Annotated in this window: 14 protein-coding genes; 6 read left to right on the top strand and 8 right to left on the bottom strand. The window is 68.0% G+C overall.

The genetic code is table 11. The features are described from left to right. Window positions 1-298: 298 nt before the first annotated feature. Together ACFFQA_RS10665 and ACFFQA_RS10660 are read left to right on the top strand one after the other, a co-directional pair. Window positions 299-1,024: an SDR family NAD(P)-dependent oxidoreductase gene (locus tag ACFFQA_RS10665; RefSeq protein WP_377851597.1), complete on the top strand. Its 726-nt coding sequence runs from the start codon at window positions 299-301 to the stop codon at window positions 1,022-1,024. Between the two features lie 31 nt (window positions 1,025-1,055). Continuing rightward, window positions 1,056-1,376: a hypothetical protein gene (locus ACFFQA_RS10660; protein ID WP_377851596.1), complete on the top strand. Its 321-nt coding sequence runs from the start codon at window positions 1,056-1,058 to the stop codon at window positions 1,374-1,376. 143 nt (window positions 1,377-1,519) lie between these two features. Here the strand turns inward: ACFFQA_RS10660 and ACFFQA_RS10655 are convergent, their stop codons facing one another. Continuing rightward, window positions 1,520-1,648 (bottom strand): hypothetical protein, encoded by a 129-nt coding sequence (locus ACFFQA_RS10655; RefSeq protein WP_377851595.1) that lies wholly within the window; start codon window positions 1,646-1,648, stop codon window positions 1,520-1,522. Window positions 1,649-1,983: 335 nt separating this feature from the next. Then, window positions 1,984-2,739 carry a class I SAM-dependent methyltransferase gene (locus ACFFQA_RS10650; protein WP_377851594.1) on the bottom strand — a complete coding sequence of 252 codons (756 nt, stop codon included), beginning with the start codon at window positions 2,737-2,739 and terminating at the stop codon, window positions 1,984-1,986. A gap of 1,192 nt (window positions 2,740-3,931) precedes the next feature. On the opposite strand from ACFFQA_RS10650, the gene ACFFQA_RS10645 reads away from it, so the two are divergent. Genes ACFFQA_RS10645 through ACFFQA_RS10635 form a run of 3 tightly spaced genes read left to right on the top strand, consistent with a single transcriptional unit; the run spans window position 3,932 to window position 5,399 of the window. Further along, window positions 3,932-4,189 (top strand): hypothetical protein, encoded by a 258-nt coding sequence (locus tag ACFFQA_RS10645; RefSeq protein ID WP_377851593.1) that lies wholly within the window; start codon window positions 3,932-3,934, stop codon window positions 4,187-4,189. A 28-nt stretch (window positions 4,190-4,217) separates the two neighbouring features. After that, entirely contained in the window at window positions 4,218-4,964 is a 747-nt protein-coding gene (locus ACFFQA_RS10640) for a hypothetical protein (RefSeq protein WP_377851592.1), read from the top strand. Between the two features lie 15 nt (window positions 4,965-4,979). Further along, entirely contained in the window at window positions 4,980-5,399 is a 420-nt protein-coding gene (locus ACFFQA_RS10635) for a hypothetical protein (RefSeq protein ID WP_377851591.1), read from the top strand. 266 nt (window positions 5,400-5,665) lie between these two features. Here ACFFQA_RS10635 and ACFFQA_RS10630 read toward each other — a convergent pair whose 3' ends face one another. The 4 genes from ACFFQA_RS10630 to ACFFQA_RS10615 form a co-directional block, all read right to left on the bottom strand. Next, window positions 5,666-6,349: a PP2C family protein-serine/threonine phosphatase gene (locus tag ACFFQA_RS10630; RefSeq protein WP_377851590.1), complete on the bottom strand. Its 684-nt coding sequence runs from the start codon at window positions 6,347-6,349 to the stop codon at window positions 5,666-5,668. Window positions 6,350-6,630: 281 nt separating this feature from the next. After that, complete coding sequence (locus ACFFQA_RS10625) at window positions 6,631-7,164, bottom strand: pyridoxamine 5'-phosphate oxidase family protein (RefSeq protein WP_377851589.1); 534 nt, start codon at window positions 7,162-7,164, stop codon at window positions 6,631-6,633. 55 nt (window positions 7,165-7,219) lie between these two features. Then, window positions 7,220-8,311, bottom strand: coding sequence for a serine hydrolase domain-containing protein (locus ACFFQA_RS10620; protein ID WP_377851588.1), 1,092 nt, complete (start codon window positions 8,309-8,311; stop codon window positions 7,220-7,222). A 42-nt stretch (window positions 8,312-8,353) separates the two neighbouring features. Continuing rightward, entirely contained in the window at window positions 8,354-8,917 is a 564-nt protein-coding gene (locus tag ACFFQA_RS10615) for a dihydrofolate reductase family protein (protein WP_377851587.1), read from the bottom strand. Window positions 8,918-9,717: 800 nt separating this feature from the next. Between ACFFQA_RS10615 and ACFFQA_RS10610 the strand changes: the two genes are divergently transcribed. Beyond that, entirely contained in the window at window positions 9,718-10,626 is a 909-nt protein-coding gene (locus tag ACFFQA_RS10610; RefSeq protein WP_377851586.1) for a LysR family transcriptional regulator, read from the top strand. Window positions 10,627-10,628: 2 nt separating this feature from the next. Here ACFFQA_RS10610 and car read toward each other — a convergent pair whose 3' ends face one another. Beyond that, window positions 10,629-13,823, bottom strand: coding sequence for a carboxylic acid reductase (car, locus tag ACFFQA_RS10605; protein ID WP_377851585.1), 3,195 nt, complete (start codon window positions 13,821-13,823; stop codon window positions 10,629-10,631). Further along, entirely contained in the window at window positions 13,820-14,875 is a 1,056-nt protein-coding gene (locus ACFFQA_RS10600) for a 3-deoxy-7-phosphoheptulonate synthase (protein ID WP_377851696.1), read from the bottom strand. The genes car and ACFFQA_RS10600 overlap by 4 nt, the downstream gene beginning before the upstream one ends. Window positions 14,876-15,138 lie beyond the last annotated feature (263 nt).

The raw sequence follows: 15,138 nt of genomic DNA, 5'->3' as shown, positions 1-15,138 counted from the left end.
TGGGGGCAGATCACCGTTGCCTAAGCCCAAGACCGACGGGGACGGCATCCCAGAGCCCACGAGCCGCAAGAACACGCCGCGCGGCCCGGACTCGAGACCGGCGCCTTCACCGCGTACGCCCTCGATTGCGAAGAGCCCTCAATCGCCGATAGAACGAGAGAACGACTTCTTCGCGCAAATCAGGGATTAGCCGTGGTCGGGTGCGCACACGATCGGATCGCCGACAATACTCGTTGAGTATCGGTGCCTTATCCAGGTGGTGTTGGTTTGAGTCCGGGTCGTCGCCATGATTTCAATCATGAGCGAACAAACCATTGCCCTGGTTACCGGAGCCAATCAGGGAATCGGCTACGCGATCGCGGCCGGTCTCGGTGCGCTCGGCTGGAGTGTCGGGGTCGGCGACCGCAACCCGGAGCGCCGGCGGGACGCGGTGGCCCAACTGCGGGCCGACGGTGTCGACGCGTTCCTGGTGCCCCTCGACGTGACCGACGACAACAGCGTGGCGGCTGCCGCCCGCCAGATCGACGACCGCGCCGGCCGCCTCGACGTGCTTGTCAACAACGCTGGTGCGACCGGCGCATGGCCGCAGAATCCGTCGACGCTCGATCTGGCCGGCGCCCGGGCGGCGGTGGAGACGAACGTGTTCGGCCTGATTCGGGTCACCAACGCGATGCTGCCGCTGCTGCGCCGCTCGGCACATCCGCGGATCGTCAACCAGTCCAGCCACGTCGGCTCGTTGACCCTCCAGACCACGCCCGGGGTCGAACTCGGAGAGATCAGCGGGGCCTATGCGCCGACCAAGACCTACCTCAATGCCGTCACGATCCAGTACGTGAAGGAACTGGCCGACTCCAACATTCTCATCAACAACGCGTGCCCGGGCTACGTGACCACCGCGCTCACCGGTTTCCAGGGCTTTCGCACGCCGGAGCAGGGGGCCGCCATCGCCATCAAGCTCGCCACCCTGCCGGACGACGGCCCGACCGGCCAGCTGTTCGACGACGACGGAATCGTGCCCTGGTGACGGCCGGCGCACGCGGGCAGGACGGTGCGTCGTGAAGAAGTGGCTGCCCCTGGTCTCCATCTGCACGGGCACTTTCATGCTGTTGATCGACACGACGATCGTGCAGGTCGCGCTGCCCGACATCGCGACGAGCCTGGACGCCTCGTTTTCGTCGCTGCAATGGATGATGAACGGTTATGTGGTGGCGCTCGCGGCGCTGCTGCTCGGCGCCGGATCGGTGGCCGACCTGGTGGGCCAGGCGCGCTTACATCAGCGGTCTGGTGCTGTTCGCGGTGGCGTCGGCGCTGTGCGGCGCGGCGGCGAGCGACGTTCTTCGGATCAGCGGGACTGGCTGTCTTCTGGGGCGCGCTGAAACGCGGCCTGGACCTGCGCGTGGTCGGCCTCAAGCCCCGTCATCGACGCGGTCAAGATCACCGGCCTCGACGGCGACGCACCCGTTCCCACCGCCCTGGCCGCTCCTCCCGGCCCCCGCCGACACGCACGCTCGCGTGGACGTCACTGGGCGGGCTCCCTGATCACGGGGAATCCCAGCGGGACCGGGTTCCCGCCTGGACGGTCGCGCATCCGGTCGAGGCTGGCGAGTTCGGCGGTCGCCGCGTCGAGGCTGACCTGAAGACCCTGCACTTCGCCGAGCCAGTGATTGATCCGTGCTTCCCGAATGCGATCTTTCAGGTTGGCGATGATCGCTTGCAGGCGCGGCCGTGCTCGGGGATCCAGGCGCAGGCTCGGGCAGCGGATGCAGGCTTCTCCGAACTAACGCCTGCGCGCCCGATGAGGGCGATTTTGTGTCCACGGTTGGCAGAACGCGCTGTCCACGGCCTACCCACTGCTCAGGGATCGGCTGCCGATGCACGAAGCAGGCCGAGGTGCTCGTGGTCGACCGACTGCTCGGTCAGCCCTTCGACCATCCGCCAGACTCGCCGCGCTACTGCTCCGGCAATGGTGCGAGGGCGCGGCGGTCAGCCAGCCTGCAGGACGAAGAACAGGAAGCCCAGGAAGCTCGTGCCTGCGAGCTCGCGGAACACCTCGGGGAACAAGTCGCGGGCGGCGGGCGCGGGCGGTGGCTCGCTGATGACGTTGATGCGGAAACCAGCCGCGGTGAACGCGTCGGTCATCGCGTGCAGCGGGCGGTCCCAGAAGCTCATCTGGACGGTGTGCCCGCCCATGGTCCACTCCTCGGTCCGGTTGCGGGTCTGGAAATAGTTGGGCTTGTCCCCGGCCAAGCGCTGCATCAGGGTGATGGCGAAAGGATGCTCGACAGAGACGATGAGCCGCCCGCCGGGAGACAGCACGCGTCGCAGTTCGGCCAGTGTCGGCCCCCAGTCCTCCAGGTAATGCAGTACCAGGGACGCGATGACGTCGTCGAACGCGCCGTCGGGGAAGGGCAGCGGGTCGGCCAGGTCGGCGACCCGCAGGTCCGCGTCGGCGCCCAGCCGCCGCCGGGCCAGCTCCAGCATGCCGGCGCTCGCGTCGACGCCGGTCACGGCCGCACCCCGATCGCGCAGCGCGGCGAACAGGGGCCCCGAGCCGCAGCCGGCGTCGAGGATCCGCCGGTCGGCCACGTCCCCGGCGAGCTCCAGCATCGCGGGCCGCTCGTAGTACGCGTTCATGAGGCTGGTCTCGTTCTCGGCCGTGTACCCCTCGGCGATGCTGTCGTAGTCGTTCGCCCGGGCCGGATCAGTGGGAAGCGCAAGGCTTTCCGGAGTCGACGTCATGCCGACAGGACGTCCGAGCAGTGAAGAGGTTGCGCCCATGTCCCCGTGACGCGTTCCGAATCGGCCCACGGACCAGAGCGCAGCATTTCCAAGGAAAGCGCCAAACGGCGATCACCGATCCCCGAAAAAGCGGATGAGTCGACCCCATAGGATCCGGGCCTCGAGATTGTCGCGGATCTCCACCAGTCGGAGGCGCCGCCCGGGGCCAGGCCGCAGTAGTGAACATCTGACACAAGCTTTTCCAAACTTGATTTTGTCGCCCCACTCGCTCGCGAGCCCACCCGTCCATCGGGTTGTGATGCGCGTGCGCTCGCCGTGACCTGCGGGACGCGTCGAGCGGAAACGGGTTCAGGATCGGGCCGGTGCCCGCGTCCCGGTGGAAGTCGCAGAAGCCACGCAGCACCGTCTCGCTGTGCGCCACAGTTGCCGGCCGCCCTGGCGCAGGTCCCGCCAGCGGTGTTGTTCACCGCATACGCCCTGGCACGTAGGGGTAGGCGCCACGAGGACCTGGCTCGCCAGTTTTCCCTGCACCTGCGTGAGGTCAACACCATCGCTGCCTACGCGGCATGTACGGACCACCCAGCATCCCCGAGACCGTGGTGACGCGAGGCCCGCTCACCACGGCCGCCTTGTCGTCAACCGCGAGAAATGTCCAACTAGACAAGCACGCGAAGTTCCCGGCGATGGCCTTGCTCTTGGGCGAGAAGGCATCTACCGGGACCTTCGTCATGTCTCCACCTCGGTCGCAGCCCACATCGCCAGGTGGGAAAGATTCACTGTCCAATGTGGTCGTTGTCGAGAGTGGCAGTCCGCACGCGACGGTTCACCCAGGGGAGCTGCCAACGAGAATGGGCTCTTGGATGACCGAAAGACCCCCGTGGCGCTCAAGGGAGCGAGGTGATACGCAGGTGAGGGCGCCCCCTGATCCGTGCCCGATGAGCCACAGCGGCACCCGCCCGGGCACGCCGCCGCGAGCACACCCACATCAGCACGGTGCGTGGTGCCGCAAGGTGGTCAGGTTGATGAATCACTGTGCAGTCGACCAGGCCAGGGCATCGAAGACGAGGTCGCGAACCACTGGGCCAAGTGCGTGAAGCAGTCTCATTGTCCCGAATCTCCTACGCCCCGGCGGTAGCGTCCTCGGCTGCAACCGATTGGCTGCGGCAACGAGCTAGAACCGGGGGAGTACTGCGTGTGTGGAAGCGTCGGTGACCTGCGGACTCACCTTCTCCAGCTCATCGAGCAGTTGCCCACCTCGGTCGTGCTTCAGAACAAGAACGACGCGATCACCGCAGCCGGAGAACTCATCGACGCCTGGCGCTCCAGCGGGGACACGGACGCACGCGAGGTCGTTGACTTCATCCACCAGGCCGTTGACCTGCTCGACGGTGCGGCGGACAGGGTCGCCGTCGCCGGAGAACTCATCTCCACCTACGCCAACGGCATCTAGACCAACCGGCGTGGCCACGATGGGGGAGGTGACCGAGCGGCTGCGCGCGGCACTACTCGGCCTCCGCCCAGACGAACTGATGACCACCGCCGAGCACCTGCGTGAGGAGGTCCTCACTGCTCTCGCCGCAGCCGCAGCGGAAAGCGACAGGCCTGAACTGGTTGAGGCCGTGGAACTCCTGGCCGACGTTCCTGACACACTCGAAGCCGCGGCCGCTCTCTACGCGCAGGCCCGCAGCGGGACGGAGGGATACCTCCAACGGCACGGGCACACCGGCGACCCGCCAGCTCGACCTAACGTCGCGGCGCCCCCGATAGCCACGCCGGTGTCCCCTCCGGGCACCGCGCCGACGGTGAGCCCGACCGCGACGTCACCCGCACCTGCGCAACCCGACAGCACCACGCCACCTCCCGGCGAGCGCAAGCCCGCCAGCTTCGGCTGGACGACTTCGACCAACTACCGCAAGACCTTCTTCGACGCCCACCCAGAGACCGAAAGCCTGGTGGTGGTGCACCACGCCGTCGAGCAACAGGTCCTCAAACACTTCCCCGGTGTCGTCGCACGAGAAGAAATGCACTCTCTGGAGAACCTGCGCGGGATCCCCAAAGGCAGCACCAACAATCTGGTGCACCTCAGCGCCATCCGCAAGGCCTGGAACCGCTTCTACAAGCCCTTCCGCGACAACAACACCGTTCCCAGCAAACAACAACTCCTGGATTTCGCTACCATGATCGACGACCAGTACGGCACGTCGTTCAACCCCGACATCCGGTGACCATCAGGGAAGCAGATGACGTACTACATCGTCGAACCCGAAGTCGCTGGCGACTTCGGTGACAACACCATCCTCGACCACACGGTCCAACCAGCTGCGGTCACCCGCCTTGAGTACCGCTTCACCAACTGGCTCGGCGACGCCATCCTCGAATGCACCCCCTGCTTCATCGTGACCGAGACGCTGGCGGGCGCCATCAGCGCCGCCGGCCTCACAGGGGTGGCCTTCGACGAGGTCCAGATCAGCCTGTCACCGGAAGGCGAGGAACTGATCGAGGACCCGTTGCCCGCCTGGAAGTGGCTCCGCTTCACCGGTGATCCCTACCGTGACGACTTCGGCCTCGACAAGAGCATGCTGGTCGTGTCGGAGCGGTCGCTAGAGCTGCTGCGCGAGCACGGCCTGGAGCACGCCGACGTCGAGGAAGGCAACAAGTAGAAGACGCACGTGAGGCTCCGGTCCACAGACATCCTGCTGGCCCGACCCGCTTCTGCGGTTGCTCCGCCGAGCGGCTGTTCTTCTGGAGGGTTCGCTCGTGGGGTGTGGACACGTGGTGAGCGGTGAAAACCACGCGCACCCCACCACCACAGTGTCGGCCAACGGGGACCGATGTGTGAGCGCGCGGGTGTGCGCTGACCGCAGAGCGCGAGGTGAGCGCCCGGTTCTCACCGCGCGAGGTGCGCCGCGTTGCTCACCGAGTTGGGTCAGGACGTGGCTGCGGGTCGACGACGAGGATCCCGAGGTTGTCCCGGTGGTCCCTCCGGCGACGTGGACGACGCGGCGCGCGCACTCAGCAGGACCGGTGATGGCTCGCGCGCCGCTGGCGAGCATGCTGCGGGAGAGGAAGTCGTGGATGCCGTCGGTGGTGAACAGCAGGCGTCCACGCGGCCCGGCGGTGACGCCGTGGCCGATGGTCTTCTCGATACAGGAGAGCAGCGAGCGGGTGAGGTAGCTCCGGAGGAGAGCCGGATCGTGTCGGCGGGGGTGCCGAGGTCGAGGGCCGCCTGGTGCTCGTTGTGGTCGACGGTGAGTTGGACTAGGTCACCGTCGCGGAGTTCGTAGAGGCGGGAGTCGCCGACCCAGGCGTAGGCGTAGCCGCCGTCGGGGTGCGGGGCGGCTACGACGAGGGTGGTGTTGGCGTGATCGTCGTCGAGGGCCTCATTCACGGCGGCGCAGGCGGCGAGGAGCCCCGCGACAGGGCTGCGGTAGACCGCGACGGAGGTGGCGGTGTGCACTGACATCCACGCGGCCTCACCCGCGAGGGAGTGTGCGCCGATGCCGTCGGCGATGGCCCACGCGGACCGTCCGTCGTCGGTGACGTGGATCGCGGCGGCGTCGTGGTTGTAGACGCGGGGGCCGTGGTCCAGTCGGTAGGCGAGGTGGAACACCGGCTGGTCGTGGCGAGCATTGAGGTGGGCGTCTGTAGGGTCTCGCCGCTGATGTCGTGATCTCACGCCTGATGTCGTACGGATGTCGTATACGGCATCGTGGCAAGATTCATCTCCGACGCAAGATGATCAGTTCTGGCGTTGGGCTGCGGAAGTCGTTGTTCGGTCTGTCCGCACAGAGCCGGAAACTTATGCGTATCAGGTCCCGGCCGGTGTCGAGCCGTCGATCGTGGAGGTGGCCGGGCTGCCCAAGGCGGCGTGAGCGGCCAGGCGCTGTGCCCTCAGCTCCAGTGGTAGCGGGTCTGGGACGACTCGCACCCGGTTGCGAAGGCGAACCCCTTGTCCGGCTGGACCCGGTAGAGCTGAACGTTTCCGGTTCGAACGGCGTCGCCCAGTTGGTACCAGGTTCCGTCTTCGCGGGTGAGCTGCCAGCCATAGGCCTGTTCGAACACGGTCGCCACGGCTTCCCTGGTGGCATGGTCGGTGACCAGGCTCGCAGTGCCTTCGATGACGTAGTCCATGCCGGTCAGGGTGTCGGTTCCGGCGGTCAGCGCGCAGTGCTGGTTGGCGCTGAGATTCTTGGCTTTCTGCTCGCTGTCGCCGGTGGTGAACCACATCGCGCCGTGCGACCAGATCGCCAGCAACGGTGTCACGTGGGGGCGGCCGTCCCGGCGCACCGTGCACAGCTGGAACTTCTGGGTCCGGCGCAGTGCCCACTCCGTCGCCTCCCACGGCGTCGGGCTGGCGCCCGGCGAGGAGAACGGACCGAGGCTGGTCCGCGGCGCGGTCGAGTCGTCTGTCGGATGAGTGGACATGGACTTCTCCTTGTGGTTGTACTGAATTCAGCCCCGGCGCATCCGCGGGGAAAGCTCAGCGGGTCCCGGCGAGATAGTCGGCCAGGATCGCGGTGACCGACAGCGCGGTGTCGAAGTTCGGGACGAGCCGGGTTTTCGTCAGCGCGAAGGCGACCCCCCGTACGGGGTCCGCGTAGGCGTAGCTTCCGCCCCCGCCCGGCCACCCGAATGCCACGGAGTTCTCCTCGGCAGGGGCACCGATCCTGCCGATCGGGAAGCCCAGCGCCATCCGCGCCGGAGTACCGAAAACCTGATCCGTACCCTCGAACGCGAGCGCGGACAGGTCCGCCAACCGCGCAGGGTCCACGAGCTTGCCCTGCAGAACAGCGTTGTACATCGCGGCAAGTCCGCGCGCAGTGGCGATACCCACCGACGGTATATCGGCGCGCAGGATCTCGCTGTTGTTGCCGAAATCGGCACTCGGCCGGCTTTCCCACGGCGCGAGAATCGCATCACCGTCGTCCGGGTCGGCGGGCCATTGCCGCGCCTGCTGTTCCAGGCGTGCCAACCCGGGCAGCGACTCCATCGGAGCGGCGAAGTAGAGGTGCCCCTCGATACCGAGCGGCGCGGTGATCCACTCACGCAGCAGCTCGCGCATGGGCCGCCCGGTCGCGCGGCGGGCCAGCTCGCCGACGAGATAGCCAAAGGTATAGGAGTGATAGCCCGTGGCGGTGCCAGGTCGCCAGCGCGGCTCGGCGGCGGCCAGCGCCTCACACACCCTGGCCCAGTCGGGAAGTTCGGCCGGGGTGATCTCGCGCGGCATGGCTGGCAGACCGACCGTGTGGGTCAGCACGTGCCGCAGTGTCGCCGTGGCCTTGCCTTGCACACCGAACTCGGGCCAGAGGTCCGTGACAGGGCTGTCGTAGTCGAGGAAACCACGCGCGACGAGCAGGTGTGCGAGCGTGGCCGCCACGCTCTTGCCGGTGGAGAAACTGAAGATCGGCGTGCCGGAGGTGACCGGTCGCCCGGTGGCCGGGTCGGCCGAACTGGCCACCGCGTCGACGATCAACGCGCCATCCTGATACACCGCGACCTGCACACCAGTCTCCGCGCCGGCACCGACCAACGTATCGATATGACGCTGAATCTGTTCCTGTATCTGACTCATCGCTACCCCCATCACTTCCCCGACCGCGCGGAGGAATCGCGCTCAGCGCCTCGTCTCGTACCTGGTCAGGACCATGCCGCCGGGAAAACTCCGCGTCTCCACCAGGTTCAGGTTCACCCAGCTGTCCAGCGCGGTGAAGAACGGCGTGCCCCCGCCCACCAGGACCGGATGGGTCACGATCTCGTACTCGTCGACCAGCCCGGCACGCACCGCCACCCCAGCGAGCGTTGCGCCACCGACCCTCATCGGCCCGCCGTCCTCGGCCTTGAGCCGGGTGATCTCCGCGACCGCGTCGCCGGTGACCAGACGGGCGTTCCAATCGACCTCGTCGATCGTCGAGGAGAACACCACCTTCGGCGTCTCCCGCCAGTTCCGCGCGAACTCGATCTCCGCCGGGGTGGCGTCGGGCTGCTGGTCGCCGGTCGGCCAGTAGGAGCTCATCGTCTCCCACAGCTTCCGCCCGTACAGCATCAAGTCGATCCCCAGCTCCTGGTCGAGCCACCACTGGAACAGCTCGTCGCTCGGCCCGCTCCAGCCGATGTCGTCGCCGGCCGCCGCGATGTAGCCGTCAAGGGTCAGGTTCATGCCGTAGATCAGTTTCCGCATGGCGCCAGCCTTCCGTCAGTCGGTCTCAGGCGTACAGACCGGCGCGCCGCGCGAAACTCATCGGTGCGCGATCTAGGTACTCAGGTAGTCCTCATGCTTGGGGCTCGGCGTGGCACGGGCAGCGGCGCACCCACGCGACCGCCTCCCGCCCGCGACGCCACGTCGACCAGCCAGCACCCGGTCGCAGAGAGCGCGAAACCTGAAGAAATGCCACGAGACTGAGACTCAAGTCAAATGACATTCCGTGAGACAACCAACGAACTCGCCGGTCAACCAAGATCGACATGTTACGCGATCTGAGACCCCGCATTAGGTTGTAGGTTCTCATTGACGACTTCGTTTTCTCGTCAAGATTTCGCTTGCGTTTCGTGGACGAAAGATCGCTGAGAAGAGGCTGGCGATTAGGTCAGCTACGGTGTCTGCGGATCATCGGCGCTGCCTGGCGGGATGGTCGCGTACGAGGCAGAGGCGCACTGCGCCGGAGCCCCACCCGGGTGCTGCCGCACCTGCTGCACCCTCGCTGCCGAAGGATCCTCCGCGGTCGGGGTGGCGAGGGCGGGCACGCAGCCGCGCGAGGTCGGCGTCACCATCTCCGGCGATGCCGGCCCGCCAGGCGATCGCCGCCCACAGGTGGGCGTGTTCGGTGCTGAGGTCACCCACGGCGTGGGCAAGGTCCGCGCGCAGCCAGCCGCTTGCACTCGTCGCACGAGTGGGGGTGGCGGTTACGGGGGGCGGGGTTTCGCGCGACGAGCGCGTTAGGGTGGCCTTCTCCGAGCGCGGACCTGGGAGTCACCGGCACGATGACGCAGAACCTCAGCAAGATCGATCTGAATCTGCTCGTCCCGCTCAACGCGCTGCTCAAGGAGCGCAACGTGACCAGGGCGGCGGAGTGGGTCTCGGTCGGGCAGCCCGCGATGAGCGCCTCGCTGGCCCGGCTGCGCCGCCTGTTCAACGATCCGCTGCTGGTCAAGGACGGCCGGCAGATGGTGCTGACCCCGCTGGCCGAGTCACTGGTGCCGAGGGTGACGAAGCTGCTCGCCGACATCGGCGTGGTGATGAGCGCGGCGGCCCAGTTCGACCCGGCGACCGCCGAGCGGGTCTTCGCGGTGACGGCCAGCGACTACGTGACCGCGGTGCTGCTGCGGCCGTTGCTGCGCGAGCTGCTCGACACCGCGCCGGGGGTGCGGCTGTCGATCACCGCCCTGCACGCGGGGTGTGTCGACCACCTCCGCAAAGCGCAGTGCGACCTGCTGATCTGGCCGCTGAGCCTGCCCACCGGCGAAGAGGTCTTCCCGCAGGGCAGGCTGTTCAGCGACACGTTCGTGGCCGTGGTGGACCGGGACAACCCCGACGTCGGCGAGCGGCTGAGCGCCGACCAGCTCACCGCCGCGCCGTACGTGATGGTCGGCGGACCGCACCGGGCCATCACGGACGGCAGGTTCGACGAGTCCGGCGTGTACCGCAACGTCGTCGCGAACACCGAGACCTTCTCCAGCGCCGCGCACCTCATCCCGGGGACGCGGATGGTCGCGGTGATCCAACGGCGCCTGGCCGACCTGCTCGGACCCCGGCTCGGGCTGCGCACGGTGGAGCTGGCGGTGCCCATGCCCGAGCTGGTGGAGTCGATGTACTGGCACCCGAAGAGCTCCGTGGACCCCGCCCACCGCTGGCTGCGCGAGACCGTCCAGCGCGTCGCCGCCCGGCTGTGACGTCAGAGCAGGCCCAGTGACCGCAGGTCGTCGGCGTACTTGACGATGAGCTCGCGGGACACCTGCGGGATCTCCTCGACAGCGGCCTGGAACCGTTCACTGGGAACGAGTGGTCCGGGCTCGATGGGCGCGGCGACGGCGTGCAGCAGGGGCAGCATCGAGTGCTTGCGCTGCTTCTCCGGCAAGGCTCGGAGCGCCATCTCGAAGCGACGTGACCATTCCGCGTGGTCGTCGATCCGGTGGATGCGGTGGCCCGCTTCGACGAGCCAGTCGACGAAGGTGTCCAGGGAGATGCCGTCCTCGTGCGGGTTGACCACGTTGAACGTGCGGTAGCCCGCGCTCGGCGCACCGAGGTCCGCGACGACCCGGGCGACGAAATCGACCGGCAGGCCGTCGTAGTGCTCGGCGTCCGACCGGTAGAACGACCGCGGGGCGATGCCCGTCGCGATGAGGCTGAACAGCAAGCGGGTGAACATGTCCGGCACGTTCAGCTGCCCGGTGCACGTGCTGTGCGCAAGGATCATGTCCGAGCGGAGCACCACGACGGGCAGTCCGTACCGCTCGTGCGCCTCGCGCAGCAGCACCTCGCCCGCCCACTTGGACGTCGCGTATCCGTTGGCGTAGCTGCCGTCCAGCGCGCGGACCGGGCTCGCGCGGCGGACGTCGGTGTCCTCGCCCTCCGCGACCGCGATCGACGACAGGAACGTGAAGCCCTTGCGCCGCTTCGTGATCGCCAGCTTGATGAGCTCGGCGACGCCGACCACGTTGGGGCCCAGCAGCTCCTCGTACGGGAGCACGTGGTTGACCAGCGCGGCGGGGTGCACGATCAGGTCGACGGTCTCGGCGAGGCGGTCCCAGGTGCGCCGCGGCAGGCCGAGATCCGGCTCGCTGAGCTCTCCCGAGACGACCTCCACGTGCCCGGACAGCTCTCGGAACTGCCGCAGCAGCTCGGAATCGCCGAACGCTTCCTCCAGCCGCGTGGAACCGCCGCGCACGAGGCAGATCAGCTTGCCGCCCGTGGCGGCCAGCCGTCGCAGCCATTCCAGGCACACGAACCGACCGAGGTAGCCGTTCGCGCCGGTGAGCAGAACGGTTCCGATCGTGTTCGGCGTTGGCCGGATGAACTTGTCCAGGGTGAGGTCGGCGGCGCGCACCGATGTCTTCGGGCCGCGCGCGGCTCGTGGCGCGCGCTCGATGTGGTCGGCCAGCCCGCGAAGGGTGGTGGCGGGGCTGATGATCAGGCTCACCGGCACGTCGACGTCGAAGATGTCGCGGAGCAGGTTCGCCATGGACAGCGCGGACAACGAGTCGCCGCCGAGGTCGGTGAACCGCGCGTCCGCGTTCGCGGAGCCCAGCAGCGCTCGGGCGGCGGAGCAGATGGCGGGCAGCACGGGTTGGTCAGCTCCGGCGGCCCGCAGTGCGCGCAGTTCGCCGGCTTCGCGCTCGGCCAGCTCGACGTAGAGCTGTTCCAACCGCGGGCCGTAGCGTTCGCGGAGCGCGGGGCGCAGCGGCTTGTTGAGGTCGGAGAGCAATCCGTTGGCGGTGCTGAACGGTTCGGTCTCCACGATGAACTCGCGCGGGATCTCGTAGGAGCTCAGGCCCGATTCCTGCGCGATGCGGTGGAAGGACTCGCTGATCTTCTCCTTCTCGTGGGCCCCGGTGGGAACGACGACTGCGAGCAGGTAGGCGCGTTCACTGTTGCCGTAGACGAAGATCTGGCGCACCAGAGGACTGGTGCCGAGGGCGGCCTCCACCTGGGACACAGCGACGAACTCGCCCTGCGACAGCTTCAGCACGTTCTTGCGGCGGTCCAGGTAGACGAGCTGGTCCGGCCCGGGCTCGGCCACGATGTCGCCGGTGCGGTAGAACCCGTCCTCGTCGAAGATCTCCGCGTTGAGGTCGGGACGCTTGTAGTAGCCGGGGATCAGGGCCTCGGTCTTGACCAGCAGCTCACCGCGCGGGTGCGGGGTGTCGGTGCGGAAGTAGCCCAGCTCCGGCACGTCAACCACCTTGTAGTCGATCACCGGTGGCCGGGTCACCTTGCCGTCCACGAAAATGCGCCCTGTCTCCGTGGAGCCGTAGCCGTCGTGCAGGCGCACGCCGAGGCAGTTCTGCACGAAGGTGGCCAGTTCGGCCGACAGCGGCGCGGAACCGGTTGCGGAACGCTCGACGCGCCCGCCGAGCACCGCTTCCCGGATCACCGCCATGGCCTCGGCCTCGGGCACGCCGCATTCCAGTTCACGTTGGTAGCGCTGGAAAAGCATGTCGGACAGACGTGGGATCAGGAACAGCTCGGTGGGCCGGGCGAGCGCGATGTCCTCGAACAGCGTGGACAGGTCGCTGCGCGCGGTGAAGTACCCGATGCCCCCTGCGACCAGTGTTTCGATCACGGCCGCGCGGCCGGTGAGGTGGCTCATCGGCATGTAGTGCACGCGGATCACCGACAGGTCCGGGACCGGTGGCAGATAGCCGAGCCACAGCCGACGCAGCAGGCGTTCGGTGTACATGGCACCCTTGGGGGTTCCGGTGCTGCCGGAGGTGTAGACGAGCAGGCTCAGCGGGTCCTCGTCGTGCCGCGGCACGTGCGCGGGTGGTGCGGGCAGAGCGGCGCCACGCGCAAGGACGTCCCTGAGTGACTCGACCGCGAATCGTTCTTGTGCGGCAAGGAAGATCTCACGCTCATCGTCGTCGTCCTCGTGGTAGTCGAAGACGACGATCCACTGCACTGACGTGCTGCTCAACGCGACTTCGACCGCGGTGTCCAACAGCTCCAGGCTGGTGGCCAGGACGCGGGGCTCGATCTCGGCGACGACCGGCTTGAGCTGAGCCGCGGAAGCGCTGGTCTGCAACGGAACGCACACCGCGCCGAGGTGCACGCAGGCGAGGTCCACCGTGGTGTGGTCGAGGCTCGTGAAGCCGAGCAGTCCGACCACGTCGCCGGGCCGCAAGCGCAGATCGGCGGCAACGGCGTCGATCCGGGCGCGCAGTTCGCCGTAGCTGATCGTGCGGAAACTCGGTAGCAGTTCCCGGGTCCTGCGCCCGGTGACGGGGTCGGTGCGCAGTACCGTCTCGCGCTCGCCCAGCGCAGGGCGGTCCGAGTAGCCGTCCAGGACGATGCGCAGGATCTCCTGCACACGCACGCCGGGCCGGGTGATCGCAGCGGTGATGTCCGGGCGCGGCCCGGTCGCGGTCGTCATCGTTGAGCCGTCCAACGTGTGAGCCTGGCGCGAGTCCGGAGTGAGGCCAGTGCCAGCCTGCTGAGCACGTCGACCGTGGTGTCCCAGCCCATGCAGGCGTCGGTGACGGACTGGCCGAAGGTCAACGGGCGCCGGGGGAGCGGGTCCTGTCTGCCGGGCACCAGGAAGCTCTCCAGCATCACGCCCGCGATACCGTGCTGCCCCGCCTCCACCTGGGCCGCGACCTCCTCCGCCACCATGGGCTGGCGCAGGTGGTCCTTGCCGCTGTTGCCGTGCGAGCAGTCGATCAGCAGCCGTCCGCGCCTGCCCGCCGCGCGCAGTGCGGCCAGCGCCGCCGACACGTCGGCCGGGCCGTGGTTCGGCCGCCCGCCTCCGCCGCGCAGCACCAGGTGGCAGTCCGGGTTCCCCGTGGTGTGCAGGATCGCGGGAGCTCCGGAATTGTCGATGCCGGGCATCACGTGCGGTGCGGCGGCGGTGGTGATCGCGTCGACCGCCGGGCCGGTGCGCCCGTCCGGGCAGTTCTTCATCCCGACCGGCATGGACAGGCCCGAAGCGAGCTGCCGGTGCACCTGGCTCTCGACCGTGCGGGCGCCGATCGCGCCCCAGGACACCGTGTCCGCGAGGTAGCGCGCGGTCAGCGGCTCCAGGAACTCCACGCCCGCGGGCAGGCCACGGCCGGTGATCTCCAGCAGCAGCGCGCGGGCCGTGCGCAGCCCGGTCGTCATGTCGCCGGTGCCGTCCAGCGCCGGGTCGTTGATCAAGCCCTTCCAGCCGGTGGTGGACCGCGGTTTCTCGAAGTAGGCCCGCATGACGACCAGCAGGTCCTCGGCGAAGCGCTCGGCCTCCGCGCGCAACCGGTCGGCGTAGACCAGGGCGGCGGCGGGGTCGTGCACCGAGCAGGGGCCGACGACGACCAGCAGCCTGCGGTCGGTCCCGGCGAGCACGCCGGCCACCTGGCGCCGTCCGTCCACAACGGACCCCGCCTGGGCAGGGGGCAGCGGGAGCTCGTCGAGGAGCCGCATCGGGCTCATCAGTGGCACGATTTTTTCCACGCGCCTGTCGATGACCTCGTCGAGGCCGGTTGTCGTCACAGCTATTGGTCCTCCTGCCGGAAAGCGTCCGACGCTTCTTCGAGGAAAACCACATTGCCGGTGACCAGTCAAGCCCAGTACGACACGATGGGGTCGCAGAACCTGATGCTCCTCCTATCGTCCCAGGTCAAGGCCACATATCGATCCAGGTGATGGTTGACATCAGGAATTGTCCGGTTCTCGGCCGGTCACGTCGTCAGTAACGTCCGGATCACAGGTTCACT

This window comes from Allokutzneria oryzae (assembly GCF_042429765.1).
Taxonomy (GTDB): domain Bacteria; phylum Actinomycetota; class Actinomycetes; order Mycobacteriales; family Pseudonocardiaceae; genus Allokutzneria; species Allokutzneria oryzae.
The sequence above is the reverse complement of the archived record's forward strand: the minus strand, read 5'-3'. Positions and strand labels throughout refer to the sequence as shown.

Excerpts from the sequence above, each read along its gene's own strand:
- car (WP_377851585.1), bottom strand. The coding sequence starts at position 13,823 with ATGACGACCGCGACCGGGCCGCGCCCGGACATCACCGCTGCGATCACC.
- ACFFQA_RS10650 (WP_377851594.1), bottom strand. The coding sequence starts at position 2,739 with ATGACGTCGACTCCGGAAAGCCTTGCGCTTCCCACTGATCCGGCCCGG.
- ACFFQA_RS10620 (WP_377851588.1), bottom strand. The coding sequence starts at position 8,311 with ATGAGTCAGATACAGGAACAGATTCAGCGTCATATCGATACGTTGGTC.
- ACFFQA_RS10665 (WP_377851597.1), top strand. The coding sequence starts at position 299 with ATGAGCGAACAAACCATTGCCCTGGTTACCGGAGCCAATCAGGGAATC.
- ACFFQA_RS10625 (WP_377851589.1), bottom strand. The coding sequence starts at position 7,164 with ATGTCCACTCATCCGACAGACGACTCGACCGCGCCGCGGACCAGCCTC.
- ACFFQA_RS10635 (WP_377851591.1), top strand. The coding sequence starts at position 4,980 with ATGACGTACTACATCGTCGAACCCGAAGTCGCTGGCGACTTCGGTGAC.
- ACFFQA_RS10610 (WP_377851586.1), top strand. The coding sequence starts at position 9,718 with ATGACGCAGAACCTCAGCAAGATCGATCTGAATCTGCTCGTCCCGCTC.
- ACFFQA_RS10615 (WP_377851587.1), bottom strand. The coding sequence starts at position 8,917 with ATGCGGAAACTGATCTACGGCATGAACCTGACCCTTGACGGCTACATC.